The following is a 12,699-nucleotide window of genomic DNA, read 5'->3' as shown; positions in this document are numbered from 1 at the left end:
CCAGAGGGCTCACAACCGATCTTACGTAGGGGGTTGCGGCGGGGCGCGCGGCTGACACTAAGCATTGGTTTCGTTTGCCCGCCTGGTGTCATAATCTTCGGCGCGGCCGAACTCGGCGATGTCGTGGATTGGGCGCGACAACAGGTAGCCTCGCGCGTTCCGAAGGCCGATCTCGACCAGCGCGACCCCGATTACATCCGCGATCAGTTTGCCGGGCCTGTGGTTGCTGGCGTCGGTGTACTTCCGCGCCGACGTGAGCGGTTTGGACCGGATCCCGCGCGAAGGTACATGCTGTCCTGCTCGCGATCGAGACCGCTTCGGCGCGACCGCCATCGGAATGACTGCGAAGCACGCGGACCGGCTGTTCGACATGATGCTTGTCGCCGTGAGGGATGAATCCCGGCCGAGTGCTCGTTCCCAGCTGATCGGCGACGCAGATTCAGCGTCGCAGCCGTAGTCACAGCCAATCCGCCACATTGCGTGCCATTCCCAGCTGCTTGGTCTGGATCGGGGCGTATCAACGCTGGCGTCCGGGGAGTGCACCCACCCGTCGACGGTGAGCACCTCGGTCACCTGCGGCGTTAGCTCCGGGTACATCTCGGCATTAGCGGCCATTGGATAGCTCGTGAGTACGACAGCCGAACCCGACGCGAGACGACGGTGCGACGTTCTATGGTGACCCGCGATGGCACTTCATCTCCACCGTGCCGAGCGCACCGATCTGCTGGCCGATGGGCTGGGCGCCCTGCTGGCCAACCCGCTACCCGATGCGTTCGCCGAAGAGCTCGTCTTGGTGCCGGCGCGCGGCGTGGAGCGGTGGCTGAGCCAGCGGCTCTCACACGTCCTTGGCGCCGGCCGCGGCGGCGACGGGGTGTGCGCGGGTGTCGCGTTCCGCAGCCCGGGCTCGCTGATCGCCGAAATCACCGGCACGGTCGACGACGATCCCTGGGCACCCGACGCGATGACGTGGCCGCTGCTGGAAGTCGTCGACGCCTCGCTGGATCAACCCTGGTGCCGCATCCTGGCACGGCACCTCGGCCACTTCCACACCGGTGACGAAGCAGAGCTGCGGCAAGGCCGGCGATATTCGGTGGCGCGACGGCTGGCCGGATTGTTCACCTCCTACGCCCGCCAGCGTCCGCAACTGCTCATCGACTGGCTGGATGGCAACGCGCCAGATCTCGACACCGACCTAGCCTGGCAACCCGAACTCTGGCGGGCATTGGTCGAGCGCATGGACGCCGATCCCCCGCACACACGTCACCAGAAGACCCTCGCCCGGCTGCGCGAAGGGCCGAGCGAACTGCCAGCACGGCTGTCGTTGTTCGGGCACACCCGCCTGGCGTGCACCGACATCGAGTTGCTGCAGGCGTTGTCCACCCATCACGATCTGCACCTGTGGCTGCCCCACCCCAGCGACGCATTGTGGCAGAAGCTCGACGGACATCACGGCACTATCCCCCGCCGCGAGGACACCAGCCACCGCGAGGTCGACCATCCGCTGTTGGCCACGCTCGGCCGCGACCTCCGCGAACTTCAACGCAGCCTGCCGACCGATCTGCAAACCGACGAATATCTGCCTAACGAGAACCGCGAGAGCACCCTGCTCGGCTGGTTGCAGTCCGATATCGCCGCCAATACCGTTCGGCCACAAGGTCGTAAGCTCAGCGACGGTGACCGCTCGGTGCAGGTGCACAGTTGTCACGGCCCGGCCCGTCAAGTCGACGTCTTGCGTGAGGTGCTGCTCGGCCTCCTACAAGACGACTCAACGTTGGAGCCACGCGACATCTTGGTGATGTGCCCAGACATCGAGACCTATGCACCGCTGATCGTCGCCGACTTCGGCCTCGGCGACGTCGTGCACGGCGCGCATCCCGCCCACCGACTGCGGGTCAAGCTCGCCGACCGGTCGCTGATCCAGACCAATCCGCTGCTCGGCCTGGCCTCCCAGTTGCTGGCGTTGGCCGATGGTCGAGTGACGGCCAGCGAGGTCCTCAACATCGCGGAGACCGCACCGGTGCGAGCCCGGTTCGCTTTCACCGATGACGACCTGGAGTCCATTACTCGCTGGGTGCGGCAGGCGAACATCCGGTGGGGCTTCGATCAGGAACATCGGCGGCCGTACCACGTCGACTTCGTCCATAACACATGGCGTTTCGGGATCGACCGCATTCTCGCCGGCGTCGCGATGTCCGACGATGCGCATGCCTGGATCGACAACGCACTGCCCCTCGATGACGTCAGCAGCAACCGCGTCGAATTGGCCGGACAGCTGGCCGAATTCGTCTGCCGGCTCGAACATGCAGCCGACTCGCTGTCCGGCGCGCGACCGTTGCGCGATTGGCTCAATGGCTTGAATGACGGAATCACGACGTTGACGCGGGTCAACGATTCCGACGCGTGGCAATCAAGGCAGGTGGAGCGTGAGTTCGCGGGAGTGTTGGAGCAGGCTGGTTCTCGCGCCAACACATCGCTGCGGCTGCCCGACATCCGCGCACTGCTCGACCAACACCTTGCCGGGCGCCCGACCCGGGCCAACTTCCGCACCGGGACCCTGACCGTGTGCACGATGGTGCCGATGCGATCCGTGCCGCATCGGGTGGTCTGCCTCGTCGGTCTCGATGACGGCGTCTTCCCGCGCCTGGGCGTCGTCGACGGTGACGACGTACTGGCCCGCGACCCGATGACCGGCGAACGTGACATCCGTTCTGAGGATCGCCAGTTGCTGCTGGACGCCATCGGCGCGGCCACCGAGAAACTAGTCATCACCTACACCGGAGCCAATCAGTACTCGGGCCAGCCCCGTCCGCCCGCGGTGCCGCTGGACGAACTGCTGGACACCCTCGACATGACCACCACGGAGAAGATCCGGACGCGCATCGTCGTGGAGCATCCATTGCAGCCGTTCGACATTCGCAATGTGATCCCCGGCGAACTGGTGCCGAACGTCCCGTTCAGCTTCGACCCGACTGCACTCCGAGCGGCACAGGCCAGCGCCGCCGACCGCAACGAACAACCCTTGTTCATCTCCGGACCGCTGCCGCCGCCACCCGCCGACGACGTCATCCTCGCGGACTTGATCGGCTTTTTCAAAGACCCGGTGAAAGGGTTCTTCCGGGCACTGGAATTCACGTTGCCGCGTGACGTCGACGGCGTCCAAGACGCCATGCCGGTGGACCTGGACAACTTCGAGGAGTGGTCGGTTGGCGACCGAATACTCGGCGACATCCTGCGCGGCATGACCGCTGACCAAGCACGCCAGGCGGAATGGCGTCGCGGCACGCTGCCGCCGGGACAGCTGGGTTGGCGCAAGGCTACCGAGATCCGCGATCAGGCCAACCTCCTGGCGACCGAGGCGCAGCAATACCGCACTATGGATCCGAAGCCGTATGACGTCGACATCGAACTCGGCGGCGGACGGCGCCTCAGCGGAACGGTGCCAGCCGTGTACGGCCATCGCCTGGTATCGGTGACCTATTCCAAACTGGACGGCAAACACCTGCTGAAGTCCTGGATCCCGTTGCTGGCGTTGTTCGCTCGCGATTCGGGCCAAGACTGGTCAGCGGCGTGCATCGGACGTCCGAAGCGAGGTGTGAATCCGCGGGTGGAGGAAATAGGCCGGCCCGATGGTGACGCCGTCGAGGTGCTGCGTGAGCTGGTGGCGATCTACGACGCTGGCCGCCGCGAGCCGCTCCCCCTGCCCGTCAAGACCTCGTACGCGTGGGCCGTCGCACGTCACGAAGGCGACGACCCCGTACAGGCCGCGGGATATCGATGGAGAAGCGGTCTATACCCCGGGGAGGACCAGTCGCCGGCCCATGTGCGGGCCTGGGGCAACGACGCGTGGTTGTCTGATCTGATGACACCGCTGCGGCCGGGTGAGGAGTTCGACAGCGAAGACAACCGACTCGGTGCATATGCCTGCCGACTCTGGCTGCCGATGCTGCGCGCCGAAAGGATCCCGATCTGATGGAGCCTTTCGACCTGCTCGGGCTGTTGCCGGCCGAACGCTGCACCACCGTGCTGCAGGCCAGCGCAGGCACCGGCAAGACGTTCGCGTTAGCCGGTCTGGTGACACGTTATCTCGCTGAGGACAAGGCGACGCTGGATCAGATGCTGCTCATCACGTTCAGTCGAGCGGCCAGCCAAGAACTTCGCGAGCGGGTACGCCGCCAAATCGCGGATGCTGTCCTCGCTTTCGACGATCCGTCGACGGTCGGTGACAACCAGGTGGTGGCCTACCTACTGCAGGGTAGCGACGACGAGCGCACGGCTCGGAAGCAGCGGCTGCGCGATGCGCTGGCTGGTTTCGACGCGGCGACGATCGCCACCACACACCAGTTCTGCCAGCTGGTGCTGAAGTCGCTCGGCGTGGCGGGCGACACCGCTTCCAATGTCACCCTGCTGGAAAGCCTCGACGACCTCACGACCGAGATCGTCGACGACTTGTATCTTGCCCACTTCGGCCAGGAGCGCGATGATCCACTGCTGCAGTACGGCGCTGCCCTGAAGTTGGCCCGCGAGGTGGTCAACAACCCAGCAGCTGAGCTACGGCCCCGGGCCCCGGACCCAGGCTCGGAGGCCGCCGCCCGCGTCGATTTCGCGAAAGACGTTCTGGCCGAACTGGAAAACCGCAAGCGGCGCCTCGGCGTCCTGAGCTATGACGACCTGCTGAGCCGACTGGCTGCCGCGCTGGACACCGACGACTCCCCCGCGCGAGCGCGCATGCGCCACCGCTGGCCCATCGTCATGGTCGACGAGTTCCAGGACACCGACCAAGTCCAATGGCAGGTGATCGACCGCGCGTTCAGCGGACACTCCACGGTGATCCTGATCGGTGATCCCAAGCAGGCCATCTATGCGTTTCGCGGCGGGGACGTGGTGACCTATCTGGAGGCGGCCAAGACGGCGGGTGAGCAGAAGACGTTGGCCACCAACTGGCGCAGTGACTCCGCACTGCTGGACCGACTGCAGGTAGTGCTGCGCGGGGCCCAGCTCGGTGATGCCGCAATCGTGGTGGACGATGTCGAGGCCCAGCACCGGGGTCATCGACTCGCCGGTGCGCCGCATAACGATCCGTTCCGGTTGCGGGTCGTTGCGCGACCGACGCTGGGCCGCAATGGTGTTCAGAACCCGCCTATCGCTGCGTTGCGGGAGCACATCAGCGCCGACCTCGCCGCCGATATCCGTGCATTGCTGGCCAGCTGTGCGACGTTCGACGGTCATCCCCTGCGGGCTCGCGACATCGCGGTGATCGTCGAGCGGCATAGAGACGCCGAGGTCTGCTTCCAGGCGCTATGTGACGCGGGCATTCCGGTGGTCTACACCGGCAATACCGACGTGTTCACCTCCGACGCCGCGGCCGACTGGCTCTGCCTGCTGGAGGCCTTCGACCAGCCGCACCGCCCCGGTATGGTGCGCGCGGCCGCCGCGACGGTGTTCTTCGGGGAAACCGCGGAAACCCTCGTGGCCGGCGGTGATCCGCTGACGGATCGAGTTGCCGACACACTGCGCGAATGGGCCGCCCATGCCAGGGAACGCGGCGTCGCGGCCGTCTACGAAGCCGCGCAATTGCGCGGGATGGGTGATCGGGTGCTGTCCTGGGAGGAGGGCGAGCGGCAGATGACCGATCTCGCGCACGTCACCCAGCTGTTGCAAGACGTCGCGCACCACGAACGATTGGGCTTGCCGGGACTGCGCGACTGGCTGCGCAAGCAACGCGAAGAGCGTAGCGGCGCAACCGAACGCAACCGTCGGCTGGACAGTGATGCCACCGCGGTGCAGGTGATGACGGTGTATGCGGCCAAGGGACTGCAATTCCCGGTCGTATATGTGCCCTTCGCGTTCAATCGCAATGTCCAGGACTACGACCTCGTGGTGTTTCACGAGGACGGAGTGCGCTGCGTGTATGTCGGCGGTCAGAACGGTCCCGGTGTCGCCGCCGCCAAGCAGCAGGGCCGCCGGGAGGACGCCAGCGACGTGAGCAGGCTGAGCTACGTCGCGATGACGCGCGCCCAGTCGCAGGTGGTGGCGTGGTGGGCACCGGCCCGCGACGAGCCCAACGGCGGTTTGTCACGGCTGCTGCGTGGCCGTCGTCCCGGTGAGGCGCACGTGCCCGGCCGCTCTGATCCCCCGAAGATCACCGACGACGACGCAATGGCTCGGTTCCAGGAATGGGAAGCCGCCGGTGGTCCAGTCATCGAGGACTCGGTGGTGGCCGAAGCACCACCGGTGCCTGCCAAGCCGGAGCCAACGGGCCTGGAGATGCGGCATTTCCACCGCAGCATCGACACCGGGTGGCGGCGCGCGTCCTACTCCGGTTTGATCCGGGTGGGCGAGGCCGTCGGAGTCACCAGCGAGCCGGAGGTCGGCGAACTCGATGACGAGACTGGCGATATTTCGTTGACCGAGAGCGCATCCGGGCCTTTGGTGCTATCCCCTATGGCGGCGCTGCCGAGGGGCGCGACGTTCGGGTCGCTGGTGCATGCGGTGCTGGAGAAGGCAGATCCTTCTGCCGCCGACTTTGCCGCCGAACTCGAGACCTGGGCGCGGCGGGAGTTGAACTGGTGGTCGGTGGACGTGACGTCCGCCGAACTGGCGGCGGCGCTGGTGCCGATGAACGACACACCGCTGGGCCCGTCGGCGAATGGCTCGACGTTGCGAAAGATCGGGCTCGCAGACCGGTTGCGGGAGTTGGACTTCGAGATTCCGTTAGCTGGCGGTGATCTGCGCGGCGCCGCGCCGAATGTGTCGGTTTCAGACGTCGGTGAGTTATTGCGCGCTTTTCTGCCGAACGAAGATCCGGTGGCGCCTTACGTCGATCGGCTGACTTCGGCCGCGCTGGGCAACCAGTCCCTGCGCGGATACCTGTCCGGCTCGATCGACGCGGTGCTGCGCCTGCCCGATCAGCGCTACCTGGTGGTGGACTACAAAACCAACTACCTCGGAGACAACGCAGCCGACTACAACCACGCGCGGCTGGCCGAGGCCATGCTGCACTCCGACTATCCGCTACAGGCGCTGTTGTATACCGTTGTGCTGCATCGCTTCCTGCGATGGCGGGTGCCGAACTACGACCCTGGTTTGCACCTCGGCGGAACACTGTATCTGTTCGTGCGGGGCATGTGCGGCGTCGACACCCCGGTGATCGACGGGCAGCCGTGCGGCGTGTTCAGCTGGCAGCCACCCGCCGGGCTGGTGGTCGCGCTCTCGGATCTGCTCGACGACGGAAGGCAGGCAGCGTGACCGTCACCGCCGTCGAGCTGGCCGTCGGCGCAAGCGGCTTATTGCAGACATTCAACGAGGCCGGTGTTCTGGACGTTTCCGACGTTCGCGTGGCGGATCGGATCTGCTTCCTCGGCAAAGAGTCGAACGAACGCGTCGCGCTCGCGGTCGCGCTGCTGGTGCGCGGACTTCGCAGCGGATCGGTCTGCATCGAGTTGGCGACCATCGCGTCCGACGTCGGCGTCGACGACGTGCCATGGCCCGAGCCAGAGGGGTGGCTCGCGGGAGTACAGGACAGTACGCTGCTCGGCCAGGTTCTCCATCTCTATGACGAACGATTGCTCTATCTCGACCGTTATTGGCGCGAGGAGAAGCAGGTCTGCGAAGACTTGTTGGCGTTGCAGGTGTCCAAGCCGGCAGGCGATGTGCCCGCCTCGGAGCGACTTTTTCCGGCGGGTTTCGAAGAGCAGCGCGGCGCAGCGGAAATTGCTCTGGCGCAGGCGGTCACAGTCCTAACCGGTGGTCCGGGAACCGGGAAGACGACCACGGTTGCGCGGCTACTCGCGCTGCTGGCCGAGCAAGCGCAGCTTGCCGGTGCGCCTGGGCCGCGGATCGCGATGGCGGCGCCGACCGGCAAGGCTGCGGCCCGGCTGCAGGAGGCTGTGCAGATCGAGGTGGCGAAGTTGGATCCGACCGACCGGGCGCGCCTCGGTGATCTCCAGGCGATGACACTGCATCGGCTGCTGGGCAGCCGGCCGGACACGTCGTCGCGGTTTCGGCACGATCGCGGAAACCGCTTGCCGCACGATGTGATTGTCGTCGACGAGACCTCGATGGTGTCCCTGACAATGATGGCGCGGCTGCTAGAGGCGGTGCGCCCAGACGCCCGGCTGATCCTCGTTGGTGACGCCGATCAGCTCGCGTCGGTGGAAGCCGGCGCCGTGCTGGCCGACCTGGTGGACGGCATTTCGGCGCGTACCGATATGCGGGTGGCGACGCTGAAAACCTCGCACCGGTTCGGCGAGTCGATCGGCCTTCTGGCCCAGGCAATCCGAGTCGGTGACGCGGGTCGCGCGGTCGAGCTGTTGCATTCCGCCACCGAGCACATTGAGTTCATCGAAACCGACGACGCGACCGAGGTTTTGCGTTCAGTCCTGTTGCCGCATGCACTGCGGCTGCGCGAAGCAGCACAGTACGGCGCCGACGGTGTCGCGTTGGCGACCCTAGATGAGCACCGCCTGCTGTGCGCGCACCGGGAAGGTGCGTACGGGGTGCGGCACTGGAATCGGCAAGTCGAGCAATGGATTTCCGAAGCGACTGGCCAGCCGTCGTGGTCTGAATGGTACCCAGGACGTCCGCTGCTGGTTACGGCCAACGACCACGGGCTGCATGTATACAACGGCGATACCGGCGTAGTCATCGCCCGCGCCGACGGTCTTCGGGCCGTCATCGCCGGCGCCGCCGGTCCGCTGGACTTCGCGACTAGCCGGCTCTCCGATATCGAGACCACGCATGCGATGACGATTCACAAATCTCAAGGCAGCCAAGCCGACGAAGTGACAGTGCTTTTGCCGAGCGAGGATTCACGGCTGCTGACGCGGGAATTGTTCTATACCGCGGTGACTCGCGCGAAAGGCAAGGTTCGGGTGGTCGGGTCCGAGGCGTCCGTGCGGGCTGCGACAGAACGGCGGGCGTTTCGGGCCACCGGATTGCGGCAGCGGCTGATCAATTCTTGAATGCCCCCTGAACCGCCCATCGGTATCTGTCACCAGCGACGTGTCAGACAACGAGTCAAATCTGGCAGTTCGCTTGGTGGTGGCGGACAATTGGCCAATAGGCTTGGCCGCCGGTCCCCCGAGTCAGCAACTCGGCAGGGCCATTTTTCGGATTCCATGTCGCCACCTAGGTCGGCTTCGCCGCCGCTGCCTTATCCATATCCATCACGCTGCGGTAGTAGCCGCCGTCGACATTCGCCTGGCTTCCGATCTTGTACCAAATCTTGCTTTGTTTCTTCGCCGCATCGTTCGTCCTGGGCACTCGGGGATCGCTGTTGTCCACTACTTCTTGTGTGGGCTTGTGTAGCCATTTCTCGTGGCTCCAGCGCAGCTTTGGCACCGTGAATCCGTTGGGATCAGCCGGCCTTGGAACTTCTCATTCCACGCGCGACAGCGCAGGAGAGTCCCTTCCGCTTCGTGGTGCTCGACGACCCAATACAGGCAATGGACCCCTCCAAGATCGACGGTTTCCTGCAGATCCTGACGACGCTGGCCGAAAGTCGACAGGTGATTGTGCTGACGCACGACGACCGGCTGCCCGCTGCTATCCGACGGTCGCGTGCGCCCGCCCGGATCGTCGAGCTTCACCGCGGGCTCAACTCCAGTGTCTCGGTCACCGAATCTACGCGCCGACCAAACGCCTTCTGGACGACGCCTACACGATTGGAGCCGATCATGCAGTACCTGATGGCATCAAAAGCGCGGCGATTCCCGTGCTGTGCCGCGAAGCGTTAGAGCTGACTGCCTGGGACGTCTATGTCGTTAAGGCTCTAGCCAAAGGCACGTCTTTCGAAGAACTCGAAGAGAATTGGGAGCAGGCCGAGTCGACCAGAAAGCGACTCGCGCTCGCGCTCGCGCTGAACGCCGACGACAATGACGCCGTCGAAAAGTGGAGAGCAGGCGGCAAAGCTCGACGGAACACGATCACAGCCGCCACCAAAGGCATTCACACCGGTGTCGAGGATTACCGGTCCGTCGTCAACGACGCCCGCCTCGCCACCAGCGACCTCGCGAAGTCTACGTCATGACTGATCGCGCTGCCCTGCTTGAGTACGCGAGCGACTTACTCGATGGATCAGTTGCGCTCGGCGCCCGCGGAATCCGAACCGCGGCCTTGCTGGCGAGACGCGCGTTTGAGGACTGGCTCGACGAGCAAGGCGCGCAGTGGTCGGGCTCCAGCTATTACGGACCCAGCACGAAGTCGAAACTTGTTATTTTAGAGGCGCTCCGAGGCACCGAGTTGGGCCAGTCGGTTAAGCGAATATGGCAAGGGCTCAGCGTTGCGTGTCATCACCACTCCTACGAACTGCAGCCGTCTTCAGCCGAGGTGAAGGATCTTGTGGAGCAGGTTCGCGGGCTAGATGATTCCGGGCAGACGGTGTAATCAGGCTGGTAACAGCCCTGCCATCGCCCAGAACGTTTGCGGCAGCATCCCTTTCGCGCGAATCACAGATGCTCGATGATCGTTCGACAGCGCTGTAACGGCAACGCGGGCAATGCTCGAGAAGCCCGGGTACGTGTCCCGCTTCTTAAGCCACCGCGGCACGCGAAGCCATGAAAACCTCCGTCGGCATGGAACGTCGGAGCCGCCAGGTAATCGCCATTGGGCGTTCACCCTCATGCGACACGTAGTCGGCCGGCCCGAGAAACACATAGGGCGCGGCACCGAACGCGTCGGCCTTAGTCTCGCGCACGAACAAGAGAATGTGCGAGCCCCGCTGGCGATGGTGGATGTAACGCTGACCGGTCGGCGATGCCGAAGACGTCGTCGACTGGGATTCCCAATGAAAAAGCTCTGGGCTCAAAGCAAAGTCGCGATACATCGTTGTTGGTGAATAGTCCGTATCGGTCTTCTTCAGCGTGATCAAGAATGCATCAGCATTTGCCGATTCGCACCAGGCGACACCTTCTCGCATCGTGCTAGGCGTGCGTCGCATAGACGCGAACCCAAGCGCTGACAGAATTTCTTCACGGGAGTAGCTCGCGTGAAGCGCCAGCGGCACGTCGATGAGCTCGGGAATCAAGTCGTTTAGCGGCCAAGTGCTGCGACGCGCTGCGTCGAAGGTGATATCGATGACCTGACGCATCTCTCTGGTGACAGGTTCGTTCCTTAGCACCGCCAGACCTGCTGTGGCGCTGTCGAATCCGCCACCGTTAGGAAAAAGCGAGAAGAACAGCATCTCAGCCAGCCGCTGCTCGGCAAGGCTATCAGTGTCGAAGACTCCGCTCAGAACAGCACCGTATGCCGCGTGGCGACGCTGGTCATCGACGTGCGCGAGAGCTCGAACGCGCTTGACTAGATCGTCGTCGCGTGGCCCTGGCTCGTCGATTGCTTTCCCGGCGTCGCGACACAGCGTCGTCCAGGACTTGCCATTACGTACTACGTCTTCTAGGCCGCGGCCAGATTCGTCGAGGTAAGAAGCGAGATCATCGTTGGGGTGGCCGCGCACCTCAGAGATCAGGGCCGACCAGCGCGGGGAGAGTTGTTGACGAATGTTTTCGATCACAAGCCGCTGGGACACGGAGTCGAGCACGATCTGACTTCCCGAAGGCAGGAACGGGAATCCCTGTTCCATTTGCCGAATGAGGGCTTTGCGTCCGAGTCCGGTTAGCGCGCGAAAGCGTTGGTCGAAACGAAACTCACGACGTTGGTGCCCGACGAAATCCAGTGCGGTCAGCACGGTCTTACCAGCTGTCAAACGCAGACCGCGACCGAGTTGCTGCAAGAACACGGTTGAGCTCTCCGTGGGTCGAAGGAACAACACAGTGTCTACCTCGGGGATATCTAGGCCTTCATTGAACAAATCGACCGCAAACAGGATATTGATCTCCTTGCTGCGCAGGGCTTTCAGCGCTTCCTGGCGTTCAATCGGCAATGTATCGGCCGACACCGCACGGGCCGCAATGCCGGCAGCGTTGAAACGATCCGCCATATAGCGGGCGTGCTCAATGCTCACGCAAAATCCGAGGGCACGCATCGCCTCGACGTCGGCCACTTTGTCGCGCAGTTCCTTTAACACGATCCGCGTGCGGGCATCGTTACCGGTGTAGAGGTTGCTTAACGCCGTGAGGTCATAGCCGCCGCGCTTCCACTGCAGATCATCGAGATCCACTCCGTCGTGAACACCGAAATAGTGAAACGGACACAACAAATGCTGCTCCAGCGCTTCCCAGAGTCGAAGCTCGGCGGCAACTCGCCCATCGAAAAATTGTCGGACGTCCACACCGTCTCCCCGTTCGGGAGTCGCTGTCAGGCCTAATAATTCGACGGGTTGCACGTGATTAAGCAGCCGCCGATACGATGCAGCCTCGGCGTGGTGAAATTCGTCGATCAAGACGACATCGAAGTGGTCCGGTTCGATCGTGGCGAGCCGTTGCGCGGAGAGCGATTGAATGCTGGCGAAGACGTAGCGCCACTTGGTTGGCTGGTCTCCTCCAACAAGTAACTCGCCGAACGTCGATTCAGTGAGCACCTCTTGGTACATGCGCCGTGCTTGCAGGAGGATTTCTTTGCGGTGGGCAACAAATAGCAGTTTGAGGTCGCGACCGTGTGTCTCGCGCACGAGGCGGCGATAGTCCAGTGCGGCAACAACAGTCTTGCCGGTGCCGGTAGCTGCAACGATTAGGTTGCGATGGCGGTCGTGTAGTCGCCGCTCCGCGTCGAGTTCTTCAAGCATCTCAGCCTGGAACGGCTTAGGAG

Annotated in this window: 8 protein-coding genes and 1 pseudogene; 7 read left to right on the top strand and 2 right to left on the bottom strand. The window is 63.9% G+C overall.

All coding sequences use genetic code 11. The features are described from left to right. Window positions 1–93: 93 nt before the first annotated feature. The 4 genes and pseudogenes from WAN02_RS12380 to recD form a co-directional block, all read left to right on the top strand. Window positions 94–286, top strand: a pseudogene (locus WAN02_RS12380) (glycerol acyltransferase); the annotation flags it as partial. A 399-nt stretch (window positions 287–685) separates the two neighbouring features. Next, on the top strand, window positions 686–3,970 hold the full coding sequence (gene recC / locus WAN02_RS12375) for an exodeoxyribonuclease V subunit gamma (RefSeq protein WP_422264463.1): 3,285 nt from the start codon (window positions 686–688) through the stop codon (window positions 3,968–3,970). Next, window positions 3,970–7,245, top strand: a complete 3,276-nt coding sequence (gene recB / locus WAN02_RS12370) for an exodeoxyribonuclease V subunit beta (protein ID WP_422264462.1) — start codon at window positions 3,970–3,972, stop codon at window positions 7,243–7,245. Before recC ends, recB begins: the two co-directional genes overlap by 1 nt. Then, the gene (recD, locus tag WAN02_RS12365; RefSeq protein ID WP_422264461.1) at window positions 7,242–8,960 is read left to right on the top strand and encodes an exodeoxyribonuclease V subunit alpha; all 1,719 of its coding nucleotides are present in this window, start codon (window positions 7,242–7,244) and stop codon (window positions 8,958–8,960) included. Before recB ends, recD begins: the two co-directional genes overlap by 4 nt. Window positions 8,961–9,126: 166 nt before the next feature. On the opposite strand, the gene WAN02_RS12360 is transcribed toward recD, so the two are convergent. Then, window positions 9,127–9,339: a hypothetical protein gene (locus WAN02_RS12360; RefSeq protein WP_422264459.1), complete on the bottom strand. Its 213-nt coding sequence runs from the start codon at window positions 9,337–9,339 to the stop codon at window positions 9,127–9,129. 26 nt (window positions 9,340–9,365) lie between these two features. Between WAN02_RS12360 and WAN02_RS12355 the strand changes: the two genes are divergently transcribed. The 3 genes from WAN02_RS12355 to WAN02_RS12345 are packed head-to-tail and all read left to right on the top strand — an operon-like array spanning window position 9,366 to window position 10,383. Then, on the top strand, window positions 9,366–9,734 hold the full coding sequence (locus WAN02_RS12355; RefSeq protein WP_422264458.1) for a hypothetical protein: 369 nt from the start codon (window positions 9,366–9,368) through the stop codon (window positions 9,732–9,734). Then, entirely contained in the window at window positions 9,713–10,027 is a 315-nt protein-coding gene (locus WAN02_RS12350) for a hypothetical protein (RefSeq protein ID WP_422264457.1), read from the top strand. The genes WAN02_RS12355 and WAN02_RS12350 overlap by 22 nt, the downstream gene beginning before the upstream one ends. Further along, window positions 10,024–10,383 carry a hypothetical protein gene (locus tag WAN02_RS12345; RefSeq protein WP_422264456.1) on the top strand — a complete coding sequence of 120 codons (360 nt, stop codon included), beginning with the start codon at window positions 10,024–10,026 and terminating at the stop codon, window positions 10,381–10,383. The genes WAN02_RS12350 and WAN02_RS12345 overlap by 4 nt, the downstream gene beginning before the upstream one ends. Window positions 10,384–10,528: 145 nt before the next feature. Here WAN02_RS12345 and WAN02_RS12340 read toward each other — a convergent pair. After that, the coding region (locus WAN02_RS12340; protein ID WP_422264455.1) for a DUF3427 domain-containing protein at window positions 10,529–12,699 on the bottom strand (2,171 nt) is incomplete at its 5' end.

Source organism: Mycobacterium sp. (genome assembly GCF_049281135.1).
Lineage (GTDB): Bacteria > Actinomycetota > Actinomycetes > Mycobacteriales > Mycobacteriaceae > Mycobacterium.
The sequence above is the reverse complement of the archived record's forward strand: the minus strand, read 5'-3'. Positions and strand labels throughout refer to the sequence as shown.